Origin of the sequence: Bacillus sp. 2B09, assembly GCF_003946835.1 — a bacterium.
In the GTDB taxonomy this organism is placed as follows: Bacteria; Bacillota; Bacilli; order Bacillales; family Bacillaceae; genus Bacillus; species Bacillus altitudinis.
On the sequence record NZ_RPSG01000007.1, the window covers coordinates 12,175 to 29,207 of the forward strand.

Consider the following 17,033-nt stretch of genomic DNA (forward strand, 5'->3'; position numbering starts at 1 on the left):
GAACCTGTATGAAAAAGGAGCTCCGCCTTCAAACATTAGCCATGCTTGATCAGATAAGCGCTGAAGAGTTCAATCGCCACGCCGCTCTACTTCATGAACACGTGTTGCAGCTGCCAGCATGGAAACAGGCGAAAACGATTGCTTTGACTATGTCTAGGGGAAAAGAAATACCGACAATGCCTCTGATTGAAAAAGCGTGGGAAGAAGGAAAAACAGTTTGTATTCCCACCTGTTTTCCGAGAACAAAAGAGATGGTGTTTTATGAATATACACCTGAAACAAAGATGAAATCTAGCTACTTTGGGCTATTGGAGCCAGACCCTCTTGAGTCTACAGCTGTACATAAAGAAGCCATTGATTTGATCATTGTTCCTGGGGTGTGCTTCGATCAGCGTGGTTACCGGATTGGGTTTGGTGGGGGCTATTATGATCGCTACTTAGCGGACTACCACGGGGGAACCATTGCCCTTTGTTTGTCTTTACAGCAGACGAGGCATATTCCGGCTGAAGCGCACGACATACCGGTATCTATGATTGTCAGTGAAAAAGGTACGTTATATCAAAAGTGAAAGCCCGCTCATTGTCCAAAAACGGGCTTTTTGTGTTGAGATCGTTTCATTAGTTCATGGCATTTTAGCTAGTAGGAGGCATGTTTTGAAAAAATTTCGAGGAAAGAAAAGATACTTCCGTAATTTGTGGGAGTAAGTGAATACTTTTGACTTACAACTCGAACATGATTCATGGGTTTATTTTTAGCATACACACCTTGATTTTTTTGGAGTCGGAAAAATAAGAAGAGAGTATATCAAAGCGTTCAAAGATTTAATCGACCTTCATCAATTTGGCGGTTCTTATGATCAATCAGAGTGTGAAGAGGTCTATTATATTCAATCAAAAGAACAAGGGATTAGAGTGTGAAAGTAGATCGCATGGTAAGAGATAAAAATGATGGTTCATGCATAAACAAATCCTATTTAAGCCACGATACGAACATAGGAGGGAATATGATGAATAAAATGATTTGGAGCATTGTGTTCACACTGTTTGCATTCGTTCTTGTGCAAAATCGTTATCGGGTCATGAATTTGATCTTAGGTCAAAACCAAGTGCGTCACTTTTTTATTAAATGGCTAATGAAAATCCCATATTTTCGGACGAAATTTATTCGCCAAGCATTCTAATCCCGCAAAAGCCGGGATTTTTTTGTTGAGAAATGCGTATAAGAGTAATTCTTGCTATAATAATGTAAAAAATGGAGCGCGAATGAATGAATGTCATAGATAGTCTATTTTGGCGAGTGATTGATGAACTCAGACAAAAAGGATACGAGATGATTCAAAGCCCGTACCCAGAAGATGAAATCTTTTTTGAAGCACCACGAAACTCAGGATATGATCTCATCCGTCTATATAGAAGAGATGTGAATTTTAGACAGGAGATCGTTCGAGATATGGAAGAGCAGGCTTTTCGGATGAATCAGTTGAGAGAAGCCATGCGTAAACGTTCTCTCCATCTCCTGCAGCTACAATTTACAGCTGATCATCCAGTAGATGATTGGGAAGACATAAACGGTCAACCGCAAAAACAGCAAAAGGTGACGGTGACACCTGTTTTACTGAATGAAGAAACCCTTCAAAACGATGGACGCGAGTTGCAAAAATGGCTGAATACATCACTTTCGATTGATGTAGAAGAGGCGAAAGCAGATACAGCCGAAGATGTGATGCAGCTTAAAATGAACGTGCTTCAGGCATTTCAAGATCAGGAAAAGCAGCGTGAACGAGAACGGGCCGTTTTTCAAAATGGCAGACCGATTTTTACCTATATGTTAATCGCAGTCCAAGTGGTGATGTTTCTTTTACTTGAATTATCTGGTGGAAGTACCAATACAGCCACTTTAACAGCATTTGGTGCGAAAAATAATATGCTGATTTTAGAGGGTGAATGGTGGCGTTTTGTGACACCTATGTTTTTACACATTGGTTTGACGCATTTACTCTTTAATACATTTGCTCTTTGGTCCGTTGGAGCGGCTGTTGAGAGAATTTATGGTTCAGGAAGATTTTTGCTCATTTATTTAATTTCCGGCATCTTTGGCTCCATAGCGAGCTTTGTGTTTAATACAGCCATCGCAGCAGGAGCATCAGGTGCGATCTTTGGCTGTTTAGGCGCATTGTTATATTTAGCGATTTCTAACCGGAAGCTCTTCTTTCGTACGATGGGGACAAATATTATCGTTATTATCCTCATCAATTTAGGGATAGGTTTCACTGTATCAGGGATTGATAATGCAGGGCATCTTGGGGGGCTTGCTGGCGGATTTTTAGCCGCTTTAGCGGTCCGTCTTCCTAAACAGTTTCAGCCTGTCAAAATGCTTCTTGCTAGTCTTCTTCTCCTCCTTATTGGCGGCTTTGGATTGTATACAGGGTTTCATTCAGACGATCAAAAAGAAGCGGCGGCAACTAGCGAGGCAGCGAGTTTATTTGATGAAAAGAACTATAGCGAAGCAAGTCAGCGTCTAGAGGAATATGTAAAGCAAAAGGATGCCTCAGCTGAAGCACTTCATATATATGCGCTTTCCGAAGCGCAGCTTGGACATCTTGACAAGGCCATTGAGTATTTGCAAAAGTCGCTTGAAAAAGATCCTAATGAGCCGAATAAATTGTATCACTTATCGTTGTTATATGTAGAAAAAGGCGAGACAGCGGAGGCAGACGACTTCATCGAAAAAGCATTAAAACAAGATCCGCAAAATGACCAATTTTTAAAGTTGAAACAATATATTGAAAACACTCAAACACGTTGAATGACTTGACTGAAAGCGTATTTATGAATACGCTTATCCTATCTGTTGATTTAGAGAAATGGTGAAAATAATGAAAACGTTATATGATGTACAGCAGCTGCTCATGAGATTTGGAAATTACGTATATTTCGGAGATCGTGAAGTGGAATTAGAATTTATGGCAGATGAATTGAAGGAAATGTACACATCGGGCATCATCGATCGAACTGAATGGTCAAACGCAATGACCATCCTTCAAATGGAACTAGCCAAATTAAACCGAAAAACAATGTGAAGGTGGAGGACATATGACAGGGGATTGGTTTGTAGGAGTTGATCTTGGCGGTACGACAATTAAGCTTGCGTTTATTAATCTTTATGGTGAAATTCAGCATAAGTGGGAGATTCCTACGGATAAATCTGGGCAGACAATTACAGTCGACATTGCCAAGTCAATTGACCATAAACTAGTTGAGATCAGCATGCCGAAATCAGCCCTAATTGGGATCGGTATGGGGGCACCGGGACCAGTGGATAAAGTATCCGGAATTGTCTATAAAACAACGAATCTGGGCTGGACAAACTATCCCTTGAAAGACCATTTAGAGGCAGAGACAGGACTTCCATCTGTCATCGAAAATGATGCGAATATTGCTGCACTCGGTGAAATGTGGAAGGGTGCAGGTGATGGCGCCAAAAACATCCTGATGGTTACACTGGGCACAGGGGTTGGCGGCGGTATTATTGTCAATGGAGAAGTGGTTCAAGGCGAAACAGGTGCTGGTGGAGAAATTGGTCATATTTGTGCCGTTCCATTTCAAGGAGCACCATGTAACTGCGGAAGAACAGGCTGTATTGAAACCATTGCGTCTGCCACAGGTATCGTCCGAATCGCAAAGGATTCATTACAAACAAAGAGCCATACATCATCACTTGGCTCACTTACTTCGCTGTCTGCAAAGGATGTATTTGAGGCAGCAGAAAACGGAGACGAACTGGGGATGCATGTCGTAGATGAAGTAACAACCCATCTTGGTCTTGTCCTTGCGAATCTAGCCAGTGCCTTAAACCCAACAAAAATCGTCATTGGCGGCGGTGTATCTAAAGCGGGCGAGCTTCTTCGCAGTAAAGTAGAGCGTGTCGTCAAGCATCATGCCTTCCCGCCATGTGCTGAGGATGTTGAAGTGGTGATTGCCTCACTAGGAAACGATGCAGGCGTGATCGGCGGTGCATGGATGGCAAAAAACAAGTGGCTGTCTTGAACAAAAATGTCATAATGATGTCATTTTTATTAAAATCAGCGATAGATAGGCATGAAATTGAATGTTTAGCATATTCATAAGTTTGTCATGGGGAAAAAGACATTGATTTTCCAGCATAGACAGGATAAGATATACTTTAGTTATTTTTGAAGAAGCACCAATAATTGGGGATGTCCCTAACCTGAGTGCGTTTTTAGCATAAGGAGGTTACAATGCGAAAGAAAAGATTAAAGGCGATGTCATTTTTACTGATTGCGACTTTGTTAATGTGGGTGAAAACCTATGTTATCTATAAATCTAGCTTTAATATCAAAATTGAAAATTTCATGCAGGAATTTATCCTGTTTATTAATCCGCTTAGCTTTCTCTTGTTTATCTTCGGTATCGGTTTATTCTTTAAAGAAAAAAATCGCAATCGATATATCATTGTGACGAGTTTTGTTCTGACATTTATTTTGTTAGCTAACATTGTATTTTATCGATTCTACAGTGATTTTCTAACCATCCCCGTCCTATTTCAAACAAACAATATGGGTGACCTCGGGTCAAGTATTACCTCTTTAATTGAACCAGTTGATTTTCTGATGTTTGTTGATATCATCATTTTAATTTGGCTCTATAAAAAACAGCCTTCCTTTAGAACAGATGTAACGATTTCACGTAAGGGACGTGCAGCTTATTACTTATTTGTGGCAGCCACTTTCTTTTTTAACCTTGGTTTGGCTGAAACAGAAAGACCAGAGCTGTTAACTCGTTCATTTGACCGTGAGATGCTAGTGAAAAACATCAGCTTATATAACTTCCATATTTATGATGGGGTTCTGCAATCGAAGCAATCCGCTCAGCGAGCACTTGCCGACAGCAATAGCTTAACGGAAATTGAAAACTATGTAAGCGCAAATCAAACAGACCGTAATGAAAAGACGTTTGGTCAAGCAAAAGGACGAAATGTCATTCTAGTATCGCTTGAGTCTACCCAGAGCTTTGTGATCAATGAAAAATTGAATGGGAAAGAGATCACGCCGTTCTTAAACAAATTGATCAAGAAAAGCTATAATTTCAGTAATTTCTATCATCAAACGGGTCAAGGGAAAACATCCGACTCCGAGTTTATTGTTGATAATTCACTCTATCCGCTTGGAAGAGGAGCTGTATTTTTCACAAATCCAAGCAACGAGTTCAAAGCCGCACCTGAGTTGTTAAAAGAGGAAGGCTATCATTCTTCTGTTATTCATGCGAATAACAAAAGTTTCTGGAACCGTGACCTGATCTATGACAGCTTTGGCTACGACAAATTTTTTGATATTAAATCATTCGATGTAAATGAAGAAAATTCAGTTGGCTGGGGACTAAAAGATGGTCCGTTTTTTGAGCAGTCAGTGGATTTAATGAAAACGATCCCGCAGCCGTTCTATACGAGATTGATTACATTAACGAACCATTTTCCATTCGACTTAGATGAAGAAGATAAGCTCATTGATGAATATGACTCAAAGAGCAAAACGTTGAACAAATACTTCCCTACAGTGCGTTATCAAGATGAGGCACTCAAGCTTTTCTTTAAAAAAATGAAGGAAGCAGGGTTATACGATAACTCCATTTTTGTGTTATATGGGGATCACTACGGGATTTCTGAAAACCATAACGAAGCAATGGGACAATTCTTAAACAAAGACATTACACCTTTTGAAGAAGTTCAGCTTCAAAAAGTACCATTTGTTGTACACATTCCTGGTATCACGGATAAACATCCAAAAGAGATTGATACAGTTGGCGGCCAAGTGGATATCCGTCCAACAGTCATGAACCTTCTAGGAATCGATACAAGTAAGCAAATTCAATTTGGTCATGACCTATTATCAAAAGATACAAATGACTTCACAGTGCTTCGAGATGGAAGTTTTATTACGAAGGACAGTGTTTTCACAGCTGGTGTGTGCTACAACAAAGAAACGGGTGAGCCGAGAGAAGATGAGTCTGGTTGTCAGTCTTATGAAGAAAAGGCAAAGCAGGAGCTTCAATTCTCTGATCAAATTATCTATGGAGATCTCCTTAGATTTTATGACCGAAACAACTCGGACCATTCACCATCTAAAAAAGAAGATGACACTGAGCTAAAAAAGGCGTCTTAATTTAAAAGAAAACCTCTGCTATTTACATGCAGAGGTTTTCTTTTTTTACTTACTGGTTCATATAGTGTGAGAGGGGAGGGATGTAAATGAAAAAGTCGTTTGGCACAATTGAATGGCATCTGGGTGAAGCAAGGAAGGAGGATGTGGCAAAGCAGCTTGGTATAGGGAAAGAAGCTTTCCGTTTGTCCAATCAATCAAATACGGATCACCTCCTTTTACCGGGGTATAGACTTCCAGAAGGGACCCATTCATTTCAATCGGTAGGTGATGTGCAAAGCTTCATTGCGCCTTACCGGCTCCAGCAATCAGATGATTGGATCAGCGGAATATTTGAATATGATAGCGCTCACTTAGAAGGAGAGCTTCAATATTTGAAAGCTGTTTTTCCTTTTCTTCAAATGAGTGTGATTGGTCAATCAGTGCTTGATACGCCCATTTATGAAATCCGTACGGAGCCTGTACAACATTTACATTCCATACATGTTAATGCCTCTTTTCATGCAAATGAATGGATCACGACCTCTGTTTTATTAAAATGGCTTAAATCACTTTGTTTAGCGGCCTCTGACCCAGTGCAAGCAAGACATCATGAAGCGGTTCGTATATTGCAGACTACTGCTTTGTCTATTGTCCCGATGGTAAATCCAGACGGTGTTGATTTGGTTCGCAATGGTCCAGAATCTTTAGGGCTGTGCGGTGAGGAGTTCGCGCCGCTAAATGGTGGATTTTCCGATTATCGAGAATGGAAGGCGAATATTCGAGGAATTGATCTAAACAATCAATTTCCTGCTTATTGGGAAATCGAATATTATCGTAATAAGCCGAAAGCTCCGTCTTATAGGGATTTCCCAGGGCATCAGCCGTTAACAGAACCAGAAGCGAAAGCAATGGCACATCTCGCCTTACGAAAACGCTTTGACCGGCTAATTGCCCTTCATACACAAGGAGAAGAGATATACTGGGGTTTTCTTGGCCACGAACCGGCCATTTCAAAAGAGACGGTCGAACGGTTAGAACGGGTGAGTGGTTACAAAGCGATTCAATATCTTGATAGCTATGCAGGTTATCGAGATTGGTTTATTTATCAATGTAAAAGTGAGGGCTATACGGTGGAACTTGGGCGAGGTAAGAACCCGCTTTCTATGAGTCAATTTGATTCGATCTATGAAAAAACAAAGCGGTTATTGTGGGAAGCATGTAAGTATTAAAAGCACCTAATTGGTGCTTTCAGCGTGTAGACAAACCCTCGCATTCTTTGTCAGTCCTGCGTGCCAGTGCTCACGAAGGTGAAATTCGCTCCGCACCAGTACTCGTCCTTTCTAGGGCTGCAAAGGTTTTTTATCACGCTGAAAAGAAGACAAAGGGCTAAAATCAAGTTCATTTTCGCCCTTTGTCAACAATCATTTAATCCGTTCAAACCAATCAATTTCTTATGGTCAATAAAAACCGTGCTGATGTGATTGACGAGAGCATCCCTGTAAGCTATTGTGAAAGAGTGGATGTAAAAAAAAGGATATGAATTAGGGAGATGTCGATGATTGAATGCTCAAAGCCTGTGGAAACGGAATTTTACTTATCTATTTGTTTCTAAAATGTGTAAAATTACTGCTGATAGTTTATCTTTTAATACCATTTTGTGGCTTTTAGTGCTAGGGGGAAAGGGAGCAATTGGAACAGCATTTTTTATTGCCGTTAGTTTTGTCCCTCAAGCCATTATTGGGCCGTTTATTACCCCAATGATGAAGCCGCATCAATTGAAATTTTGGATGTGCTTTGCTGATTTAACTCGGGCGGCGATTATACTTGTGATTGTGGTGAGTTACTTTTATGATTTTTCTCCTTTGGCACTCATCATTGGCGGTATGTTGCTGCATTCAGCGACTGGTGGTTCCTATGAACCAGCTTCGGTGTCCATTATTCCAAAGCTTGTGCATGAAGATGTGATACAAAAGGCGAATGCAACCATTCAATCAGCCAGTCATGTGGTCAGGCTTGTGACTGTGACGATTTGTGGTGTCATGATTGCATTTGTAGGGGTAGGATATACAATGGTTGTGATTATTCCTCTTTACCTCATGTCCGCTTTACTGGTTTTGCTGATTACATATAAAACGGAAGCGATCATGGATAAAGGAAAAAAAGGATTATCATACGGAAAACGATTAATAAGGGGATTTTCACTTGTAAAAAGTCATCATATTTTGTTTCCATTAGCCATTTTTTGTGTCTGCTCCAATTTTGCTGCGGCACCGTGGGAGGCATTGTCGGTTATTTATTTAAAAGAAGATTTACATAGTGGACCAGTAGTATATTCATTCATCAAAGTGACCACGGCATTAGGTGCATTTTTGATGGGATTCGTTTTAACAAAGGTGAAAGTGAATCGATACGGTCTGCTTTTTATCGGGGCAGGGATCGTTGATGGAATTGCATTTTTCATTACAGGGATGAATGCCTTATTACCACTTGTGTTTATATCTGCATTTGCCTTAGGTGCAGCCATCAGTGCAGTCAATGTACCTGAACATACGATGATTCAATTGTCAGTAAAAGCGGAGGATCAGCCGCAAGTGTATGCGATTATTAACATGATCTCGTATTTAATGATACCGTTAGGCGCTCTCATTGGTGGTTATATGGCGACGTTATTCGGTTCAGGTTATGTCATTGCAGCAGGAGGACTGATAGAGGCTATTTCAGGTATATGCTTGCTCCTTTTCACGAATATTGGGAAGGTAGAGAGAGCAGATTTGACGATAGAACGGGACAAACCAAGCTTAAACGCCACATGATCATGGCATTTTTGAATCACGATGGGTTACAATGAGAACGAGAAAGAAATAGGATATCATTGAAAGGAGCAAGAACCATGGCGATAGCAGATGTCACCATCATTCCAATAGGCACTGATACACCAAGCGTGAGTGCTTATGTAGCAGACGTACAAAGACTGTTAGAGGGCTTTCAACAAGAAGGGAAAATCAAATATCAGCTCACACCAATGAATACTTTAATTGAAGGGGAGCTATCCGTTTTATTTGAGGTCATTCAGCGTATTCATGAAGCTCCATTTGAAAAGGGTTTACACCGAGTAGCAACCAATATCCGCATAGATGACAGAAGAGATCAAACGACCACCCTTTCAAGCAAATTAGAAAGCGTGAATAAACATTTGAATCAATAGAAAAAGCCTGCTGATTGCAGGCTTTTAATGTGCAGTTGGATAACCGCTATAGATGATGGTCATGACGGTAAACCATCCAAAAACCAAAAATGTGGCGCCAGCGAAAGCAATGGCCAGTACGTTCACTTTTTTGAGTGAGCGATAGATGCCGAGAGCGGCTAAAATCGTGACTAGACCAAAAATAATGACGAGCATCATATGAAAGTCCCCCTTTGTCATCAATCCCCTTGATTTCCTTTCTTTTCATTTTAACCGTTTTCATAAAGCTTGTCGAGTACATTCAAGTTGACGATTGTTTGAATTTTTATTGAATAGCCTTCATAATAAAAAAGAATGAAAAAAGTAGTAGGTGATGAAAATGAATTGGAGAAGAATGCCACTAGGCTATGTGCAAGCGAACGCATATATTTGGAAAAATGAACAAGGAGAATGTTTAATTTTTGATCCAGGCGGCGAAGCGCAAAAGCTAATTTCTTATGTGAAAGAAAAACAGCTGAAACCACTTGCTGTCTTATTGACACATGCCCATTTTGATCATATTGGTGCAGCAGATGAGGTGCGTCAAGAATGGGGAATTCCGCTTTATGTCCATGAAAAGGAAAAAGAATGGCTGACAAATGCTCAGTTAAACGGTTCAGCTCGACTAATTGGTAACGGAATTACGGTCAAAGAAGCTGAACAATTGATTACGTCAGAAGGACCTCTTCAAATTGGATCGTTTACATTAGAAATGTTCCACACACCAGGTCATTCACCTGGCAGTGTGTCTTACTATTCAGCGGAAGAAGGATTTGTGATTTCTGGTGATACTCTATTCCAAGGTGGTATCGGGAGAACTGATTTAACGGGCGGTAATCAAGACGTGCTGCTTCAATCGATACATGACAAATTGTTGTCATTGCCAGAATCAACTCTTGTGTTAAGTGGACATGGCGAGGAAACAACTGTGCTTACAGAACAGGAGCAAAATCCGTTTATCAATGGGTTTTCTTTATAATAGCACGCACGAAAAAAGCATCTCTTTCAAAAGAGATGCTTTTTTCTATTAATGTCCGGTACCGGGAACCATGATGAAAATCGAATAATATGTAAATCCGGCAAAGAAAATCGTCAAGTACGCTCCGAAAATGTAAATATACATTCTTTCGGATAAATTCAAGTAGGATAAAAATACAAAAAGAACGGTTTGACCGAAGAACAGCAAGGATGCATCTTTCATATGTCCTAAATAGAACATGACAGCAAAAATACCCGTCCAAAACCCAAGAACGCGGAACATGCGATTCATTTCTTTCCCTCCCCTTAAAAAACCCCTTTGATTCATATTATAGCTGATGATCACTTGTTATGTAAACATTTACATTTTTGACAACGTGTGAACATTCATTCTTTCGTTAGAAAAAATTTTTTTGAAAAAGTGATGAAAAAGTGTTTATGCCTAAATGCATGAGGGTACTTAGTCCATAAGAGAAAAGGTTAACGACCTAAGGAGGAAGACTAATGAGTGACATTACTTTTTATTCATACCCAAGCTGCACGTCTTGCCGCAAAACAAAACATTGGTTAAAGGCGAATCAAATTGATTTTAAAGAGCGTCACCTTTTCAGAGAAACGCCAACACTAGACGAATTGAAAAAAATCCTTTCCTTAACAACAGAAGGAATGGATGAAATTTTAGCTACTCGAAGCCAAGCTTTTAAAAGCTTAAATTTAAATATTAATGATCTAAAAGTAAATGAGGTACTTCAGCTTCTCATTGAAAAACCAAAGCTGCTCCGGAGACCTATTATCATTGATGGAAATAAATTAGTGGTCGGCTATAATCCAGGAGAACTCATGAAAATTTCAAAAAAGAAAGCGATTCATCAATCGGTTTCCTAATCAAAAACGAAGATCAGCTGAATGATGTTTCAGCCGTCTTCGTTTTTGTGCTGAACTGGGCTAGCTGGGTTCGAACCAACGATCACGGAGTCAAAGTCCATTGCCTTACCACTTGGCTATAGCCCAATATGAAACGTGTAATGCTATTGTTCACCATCTGCGGTCATTTATACATAAAAAGTTGGTTGTCACTAGTTGTAAGTGAAAAAGGAGCGAACGACAGAAATGAAAAATGAAAAATCTGAGCAATTATATGAATTTATTCTTAAAGAAGCCCCTGTCATGACCGAAGAATGGCTGAAAACAAGAACAGAAGAAGGCTCATTATATTCCAAACATGCTTCAGAGGAGACAGAAAAGAAGCTGAAAGAACAAAACACAGCATTTATTCAAACGATTGCAGCAACGTTAGTCACGCTATCAGATAAAGTAGAAGATCATCTAAAAAAGTGGTCAGTTGATATTGCCCGCGATCGAGCTGTTCATGAAGTACCTTTATATGAAATCATCGGACAATTTAAGGTGTTCCGCCACATTTTTTGTTCCAGAATTGAGACCTTTACACAACAAACAGAGCTTGAAGTGACGCTCAAAGATGTGTGCGATTGGAATCAGCATTTTCACGCCACATTTGATGACATGATTGCGCGTTTATCAGAAGAGTATGACCGCGTGACGATCAATCAGCTTAATGCACAAAGAGAAATGATTCAAGAGCTTAGTGCGCCTGTTATTCCAGTTTCAAAAGAGATCGGTATTTTGCCGCTGATTGGTGAAATTGATACGTACCGGGCGAAAATCATTTTGGAATCAGTACTAGAACAGGCATCTAGACTGCGTCTAACCCATTTATTTATTGATATATCTGGCGTTCCTGTTGTTGATACAATGGTTGCTTATCAGCTGTTTAAAGTGGTTGATAGTGCGAAGTTGCTAGGAATTGAGACGATTATATCAGGCATTCGCCCAGAAATCGCTCAAACTGTAGTGAAACTCGGCATTGATTTCTCAAAAGTAAATACTGAACACAGCCTTGCAAAAGCTTTAGAAAAAAGAGGCTTTCGTATCTTTGAAGAGCAGCAAGAAGCAACGTGAACCAAAAAATGTTACTAGTAAAAGTAACGGGTCCGTTGACAAGGAGAAACAATATAATGAGCATATGAATGAGATGACCAATTCGCATACGATTTGGTCTCTTTTTTTACCCATAAATCAGATACGAAAGGATATTCTTTATCTTCAAATCAGCAATCTATTAAGGAGGATTAAATTTGGAGACACCTCCTTGTAACAGATCATCCATAATGAAAGAACCAAATGAAATAATCATCAAAAAGAGGTGCCAATAGCACTTCTTTTTTATTTTCTCCTCTGAACGGAACCCGTTGTTGTAAAAGTCAAATTTTTTGATATGTCTTTCTGTTATTTATAGATGAAATACACCTCAAATTGAACATTTTTAACCCTCTTCAGTCATGAAAATCATGAAATACGTTTTTGTCAGGCACGTTCCACCATCATACAATATGGTCACTGAAAGGAGTGAACACCCTTGTATGGCATTGAATATTTGGGGCAAGAGCTGCTAGAAGAGGCGTGCCGCATGAGAGCATCTGATGTGCATATTGTTCCGAGAGAAAAGGAAGCTTCAGTCTCTTTTCGTGTAGACGCTGACCTCATTCAGCAGCGGATCATTGACAAAAAGAGCGGAGAGCGGCTCATTGCTCATTTCAAATTTTTATCTTCTATGGATATTGGTGAAAGAAGGAGACCACAAAATGGATCATTGGCTGTGATGTTAAGACGCGGTCAAGTGTTTGTTCGGCTTTCTACATTACCGACTGTAAATGATGAAAGTTTAGTGATTCGGATTTTACCGCAGGATCATGTGCCGAAAACAAAGTATTTGTCACTGTTCCCGAAGGCTTCAGCGAGATTATTATCGTTTCTGAATCATTCGCATGGGCTCATTTTATTTACTGGACCAACAAATTCAGGGAAAACGACAACACTTTATTCATTGATCCAGTTTGCCAAAAAACATTTTAATCGAAATATTATTACCCTTGAAGATCCTGTGGAAACAAGAAATGAAGAAGTGCTGCAGGTTCAAGTAAATGAAAAAGCTGGTATCACGTATGCGGCAGGTTTACGCGCTATTTTAAGACATGATCCAGATATGATTGTGCTTGGAGAAATAAGAGATGCGGAAACAGCGAGAACAGCTATTAGAGCAGCTTTGACAGGTCATTTAGTCATGAGCACACTGCACGCAAAGAATGCAAAAGGAGCTCTTTATCGAATGCTCGAATTTGGTGTGACGATGAATGAACTCGAACAAACAATGGTTGCCATTGCTGCTCAGCGGTTAATCGAACTCGCATGTCCATTTTGCGGCGAAACGTGTGAGCTTTATTGCAAACTAAATCGGTCAGTCAGACGAACAAATGTATTTGAATTGCTTTACGGAAAGGAGCTTGGTGAGTGTATCAAAGAGGCAAAAGGAGAGTACGCTCATTCGTCATACGAAACACTGCAAAGATTAATTCGGAAAGGAGTGGCACTCGGCTATTTATCAAAAAGCACATATCATCGCTGGGTTTATGAAGAAGCGAACCTCTAAAGCCTGGTCTAAAAAAGAACAAGCTGAATTCTTATCGAAACTGGCTCAATTGATTCAAGCCGGATATACATTGGTTGAGGCATTAACGATGGTGAATATTCAGTTATCAAAAAAACAGCAACAGCGATTAACGCCAGGCATTCAGTGGCTGCTTGAAGGGGAGCCTTTTTACGTTGTACTTGAGCGACTTCATTTTCAGCGGGAAGCCGTCGCTATTCTTTGTTTTTCAGAGAAACATGGCAGCCTAGCGCGAGCTCTTGAACAAAGCGCCCGATTTCTAGAGAAAAAAATCATGCAGGTAGACACATTCAAGCGTATGTTACGATATCCGATTTTTCTTATGTTTACGGTTTTTGTTGTGCTCATCATTGTTCAGCAAATGATCGTTCCTCAATTTTCTTTATTATATTCATCTATGAATACAAGCATGTCATGGCTCATTCAAGGAATGTTTGGCCTCTTCCAATTCCTACACGCTTTGCTGCTCATGATCGGTTGTATATGTATCTGTCTTTTTGGATATTATGAGCTCTTTTTTAAGAAAAAATCGACCCTTGAGAAACTGAAAGTCATCAGCAGGCTGCCGGTGGTATTTAAAGGGGTGCAGCTGATGCATACGTATCTTTTTTCCCTTCAGCTAAGCGGACTTCTTCAAGCTGGGTTATCGATTTACGAAAGTTTGCAAGCTTTTAAACAGCAGACCTATTTACCCTTCCTTCAAGAAATGTCTGAACAAATGATAGGAGAGTTAAGAAAAGGTGAGAGTATGGAACATCAAATAAGCCGGTCTCCTTTTTTCGAAAGGCATTTTGCGGCTGTCATTAAGCATGGGGAAGCAAGTGGGATGCTAGCAAGAGAAATGTACACATATAGTCAATTTCTCTTAGAGAATGCAGAATTGAAAATTGAAAAATGGGTTTCATGGCTGCAGCCTGTCATCTATGGCTTAACAGCATTTCTTATACTCATTGTGTATTTATCTATTCTTTTACCAATGTATCAACTAATGGAACAAGTGTGAAAAGGGAGGACAAAGGCATGAATGATAAAGGATTTACACTGTTAGAAATGTTAATTGTCATGCTTGTGATCTCCATTCTTTTATTGATCACCATTCCAAATATCACTCGGCATCATCAAAGCATTCAAGCAAAGGGCTGTGAAGGGCTGAAATCAATGGTGAGTACACAGGTAATGGCATATGAATTAGAGCATGATGGCAAGACGCCATCTTTAGCTGAATTAGAAAAAGAAGGCTATGTCAAAAAGGGATTAACTTGTCCGAATGGAAAGGCAATTTTCATTCAAAATGGGGATGTGAAAAATGAATAAATCGCTTTTCCAGGAGAAAGGATTTACACTCATTGAGCAGCTCTTGATCGTCATGATTTTCTCTATCTTATTATCGATAATAGGTGGAAAAGTTCCCAAAATATTAGAAAGTGCTGAAGCAAAAAAGCAAGTGAACTTGCTAAAAAAAGATCTTCAATTGGCATCTTATACTGCATTTATTAAAAAAACACGAGTAACTGTTGAGTTTCACCCGACCAATGTATCTTATCAAGTCATCGAGCAGAATAGTGAGCAGATCATTGCTTCTAATCCACATAAAAAAGGCACCATCAAGCAATCCACATTTCAAAAAGGCCTTCACTTTAATAAAAACGGACATCCAAATAGCGGCGGTTCTCTCATTGTTCAATTTGGCAGTCAAATATATAAACTCACGATTTACTTAGGGAGCGGGCGGATTCATGTTCAGCAACAATAAAGGATTTAGTACGTTTGAGATGCTCTTTTCTTGCCACCTCTTTCTATTTGCTGCTCTTGTGCTCGTGCCATCCTTTGAAAAACTGACAATAGGGAAAGAAGAATTAAGAGCCAAACTGGAAGCTTATCAAATTTTACATGAGTATATGAATAAAGCTTTTATAGAAGGTCAAAATGAATCAAGTACAAAGAAACGAGGCGAGATCACATATGAATTCATTTGGGGTCAGGAGAAGGGATGTGTTTCATACAAAGTACAAAAAAAGAAGACGATTTGCTTTCGACATTTGGAGCGATGAACAAGGCTTTACACTCGCTCAAGCAATATGGCAATTGCAGCTATTTTTGCTGCTTTCTTTTGGCTGCATGCTGCTTTTATCAATTGTTGAAAAAGCTCATCCGTTTGCAGAAATCAACAAATTTTCGCAAATGGAGTGGAAACAAACGGTCCTGCAATTAGAGGAGGATCTAAATTGTGCTGTCGCTGTAAGAGCGATGAAAAATGGAACAGCACTGGAGTATATTTCTAATCAAGGGCGAGTGGTGACGATTGAGCCGTATCAAGAGATGCTTCGTAAACGAACGGATCAGGCAGGCCATCTCCCTTTATTACAAAAGGTGAAACAATTCCATGTAAGAACAAAAGAGCAAACCACCACTCTCCAAGTCACAGATGTATTTGGTCAAGTACATGAAGCTGTTTTTTTCACTTACAAAGGAGTGATTCCTAAAACGTGAAAAGAGAAGACGGGTTTATTTATCCTCACGTACTTGCTGTCATTCTTTTATTTTTATTGATTCTAGGCTCAATGACCATTGGGCTTCAAAAAGAGTTGAAAAGTGCAGAGCTCACGATTTCTTTTTATCAAAAACAGCAGTTATTTCGTTTAGGTCTAAGTGAAGCTGCAAACAAATTAAATCGTATTTGTGATCAGCCATTGAGCCCAATTTTCACAGAAGAAGGTCGAGTGACGTTGAAGCGAATTGGGTGTGATGACAGAAAAAAGCTAGTCCGCCTCTTGGTTAACATCGAGACAAAGGGTGGTGTAACTGACGAGCGGGAACTAGAGATGAATAAGGAGACAGGAGAAATCAATCAATGGATCAGCACTTATTAGCGAGTGTATAAAACGATACTATTCTTGGTAACACTTTAAGGAAGAAGAGGTGAGTGTTCGATGAAGACAAATGATTATGTAAAATATATGACGCAGGAAATTATTAAATATATGAATACACCACGTGACGAGCGGAAAGAACATAAACAGGAAAAAATGGAGACGAAACCACCATTTTCTCAGCGTTTATTCGGTGTTCTGCCTTTTGGCTTTTCAATGATGCTAAAAAAACGTCATCGACAAAAGTAAAAAGCCGCCAGCAGGCGGTTTTTTTAATG

Annotated in this window: 22 protein-coding genes, 1 tRNA gene and 1 pseudogene; 21 read left to right on the forward strand and 3 right to left on the reverse strand. The window is 39.7% G+C overall.

Annotation, left to right across the window (positions count from 1 at the left end; all coding sequences use genetic code 11):
* Positions 1–8 precede the first annotated feature (8 nt).
* From EBQ12_RS14080 to EBQ12_RS14125, 10 genes and pseudogenes are all read left to right on the forward strand, one after another.
* On the forward strand, positions 9–569 hold the full coding sequence (locus EBQ12_RS14080; RefSeq protein ID WP_048001749.1) for a 5-formyltetrahydrofolate cyclo-ligase: 561 nt from the start codon (positions 9–11) through the stop codon (positions 567–569).
* 136 nt (positions 570–705) lie between these two features.
* Positions 706–918: pseudogene (locus tag EBQ12_RS19650) on the forward strand (hypothetical protein).
* A gap of 89 nt (positions 919–1,007) precedes the next feature.
* Complete coding sequence (locus EBQ12_RS19390; protein ID WP_017357994.1) at positions 1,008–1,181, forward strand: hypothetical protein; 174 nt, start codon at positions 1,008–1,010, stop codon at positions 1,179–1,181.
* A gap of 86 nt (positions 1,182–1,267) precedes the next feature.
* Positions 1,268–2,806 (forward strand): rhomboid family protein, encoded by a 1,539-nt coding sequence (locus EBQ12_RS14090; protein ID WP_125590424.1) that lies wholly within the window; start codon positions 1,268–1,270, stop codon positions 2,804–2,806.
* A 70-nt stretch (positions 2,807–2,876) separates the two neighbouring features.
* The gene (locus tag EBQ12_RS14095; RefSeq protein WP_008342322.1) at positions 2,877–3,080 is read left to right on the forward strand and encodes a YqgQ family protein; all 204 of its coding nucleotides are present in this window, start codon (positions 2,877–2,879) and stop codon (positions 3,078–3,080) included.
* 13 nt (positions 3,081–3,093) lie between these two features.
* A complete protein-coding gene (locus EBQ12_RS14100) occupies positions 3,094–4,047 on the forward strand; it encodes an ROK family glucokinase (RefSeq protein ID WP_046343980.1) in 954 nt (317 codons plus the stop codon).
* Between the two features lie 212 nt (positions 4,048–4,259).
* Entirely contained in the window at positions 4,260–6,179 is a 1,920-nt protein-coding gene (locus EBQ12_RS14105) for an LTA synthase family protein (RefSeq protein WP_007501242.1), read from the forward strand.
* 86 nt (positions 6,180–6,265) lie between these two features.
* Positions 6,266–7,387, forward strand: a complete 1,122-nt coding sequence (locus EBQ12_RS14110) for a M14 family metallopeptidase (RefSeq protein WP_116307144.1) — start codon at positions 6,266–6,268, stop codon at positions 7,385–7,387.
* Between the two features lie 330 nt (positions 7,388–7,717).
* Positions 7,718–8,971, forward strand: coding sequence for an MFS transporter (locus EBQ12_RS14120; protein ID WP_125590426.1), 1,254 nt, complete (start codon positions 7,718–7,720; stop codon positions 8,969–8,971).
* A gap of 77 nt (positions 8,972–9,048) precedes the next feature.
* Positions 9,049–9,363 carry an MTH1187 family thiamine-binding protein gene (locus EBQ12_RS14125; protein ID WP_008342314.1) on the forward strand — a complete coding sequence of 105 codons (315 nt, stop codon included), beginning with the start codon at positions 9,049–9,051 and terminating at the stop codon, positions 9,361–9,363.
* 24 nt (positions 9,364–9,387) lie between these two features.
* Here the strand turns inward: EBQ12_RS14125 and EBQ12_RS14130 are convergent, their stop codons facing one another.
* A complete protein-coding gene (locus EBQ12_RS14130; RefSeq protein WP_003217333.1) occupies positions 9,388–9,561 on the reverse strand; it encodes a DUF2759 domain-containing protein in 174 nt (57 codons plus the stop codon).
* Positions 9,562–9,721: 160 nt separating this feature from the next.
* Between EBQ12_RS14130 and EBQ12_RS14135 the strand changes: the two genes are divergently transcribed.
* The gene (locus tag EBQ12_RS14135; protein WP_017357989.1) at positions 9,722–10,360 is read left to right on the forward strand and encodes an MBL fold metallo-hydrolase; all 639 of its coding nucleotides are present in this window, start codon (positions 9,722–9,724) and stop codon (positions 10,358–10,360) included.
* Positions 10,361–10,408: 48 nt separating this feature from the next.
* Here EBQ12_RS14135 and EBQ12_RS14140 read toward each other — a convergent pair whose 3' ends face one another.
* On the reverse strand, positions 10,409–10,651 hold the full coding sequence (locus tag EBQ12_RS14140) for a DUF2626 domain-containing protein (RefSeq protein WP_003217440.1): 243 nt from the start codon (positions 10,649–10,651) through the stop codon (positions 10,409–10,411).
* 212 nt (positions 10,652–10,863) lie between these two features.
* Here EBQ12_RS14140 and EBQ12_RS14145 point away from each other — a divergent pair, with 212 nt between their 5' ends.
* Entirely contained in the window at positions 10,864–11,244 is a 381-nt protein-coding gene (locus tag EBQ12_RS14145) for a Spx/MgsR family RNA polymerase-binding regulatory protein (RefSeq protein WP_007501232.1), read from the forward strand.
* 55 nt (positions 11,245–11,299) lie between these two features.
* Here EBQ12_RS14145 and EBQ12_RS14150 read toward each other — a convergent pair.
* A tRNA-Gln gene (locus tag EBQ12_RS14150) sits at positions 11,300–11,370 on the reverse strand.
* Positions 11,371–11,469: 99 nt separating this feature from the next.
* Between EBQ12_RS14150 and EBQ12_RS14155 the strand changes: the two genes are divergently transcribed.
* From EBQ12_RS14155 to EBQ12_RS14195, 9 genes are all read left to right on the forward strand, one after another.
* A complete protein-coding gene (locus EBQ12_RS14155) occupies positions 11,470–12,339 on the forward strand; it encodes an STAS domain-containing protein (protein WP_007501231.1) in 870 nt (289 codons plus the stop codon).
* Positions 12,340–12,796: 457 nt separating this feature from the next.
* Positions 12,797–13,867, forward strand: a complete 1,071-nt coding sequence (gene comGA / locus EBQ12_RS14160; RefSeq protein WP_019743634.1) for a competence type IV pilus ATPase ComGA — start codon at positions 12,797–12,799, stop codon at positions 13,865–13,867.
* Positions 13,848–14,888, forward strand: a complete 1,041-nt coding sequence (comGB, locus tag EBQ12_RS14165) for a competence type IV pilus assembly protein ComGB (RefSeq protein ID WP_079920615.1) — start codon at positions 13,848–13,850, stop codon at positions 14,886–14,888. The genes comGA and comGB overlap by 20 nt, the downstream gene beginning before the upstream one ends.
* A gap of 17 nt (positions 14,889–14,905) precedes the next feature.
* Entirely contained in the window at positions 14,906–15,199 is a 294-nt protein-coding gene (comGC, locus tag EBQ12_RS14170; RefSeq protein WP_008342186.1) for a competence type IV pilus major pilin ComGC, read from the forward strand.
* Positions 15,192–15,638 carry a competence type IV pilus minor pilin ComGD gene (gene comGD, locus EBQ12_RS14175; RefSeq protein ID WP_125590428.1) on the forward strand — a complete coding sequence of 149 codons (447 nt, stop codon included), beginning with the start codon at positions 15,192–15,194 and terminating at the stop codon, positions 15,636–15,638. Before comGC ends, comGD begins: the two co-directional genes overlap by 8 nt.
* Entirely contained in the window at positions 15,622–15,936 is a 315-nt protein-coding gene (gene comGE, locus EBQ12_RS14180) for a competence type IV pilus minor pilin ComGE (RefSeq protein WP_007501227.1), read from the forward strand. The genes comGD and comGE overlap by 17 nt, the downstream gene beginning before the upstream one ends.
* Positions 15,878–16,375, forward strand: coding sequence for a competence type IV pilus minor pilin ComGF (gene comGF / locus EBQ12_RS14185; protein WP_125590430.1), 498 nt, complete (start codon positions 15,878–15,880; stop codon positions 16,373–16,375). Before comGE ends, comGF begins: the two co-directional genes overlap by 59 nt.
* Complete coding sequence (locus EBQ12_RS14190) at positions 16,372–16,755, forward strand: competence type IV pilus minor pilin ComGG (protein WP_125590432.1); 384 nt, start codon at positions 16,372–16,374, stop codon at positions 16,753–16,755. The genes comGF and EBQ12_RS14190 overlap by 4 nt, the downstream gene beginning before the upstream one ends.
* Before the next feature lie 60 nt (positions 16,756–16,815).
* Positions 16,816–17,004: a YqzE family protein gene (locus tag EBQ12_RS14195; protein WP_008360237.1), complete on the forward strand. Its 189-nt coding sequence runs from the start codon at positions 16,816–16,818 to the stop codon at positions 17,002–17,004.
* Positions 17,005–17,033 lie beyond the last annotated feature (29 nt).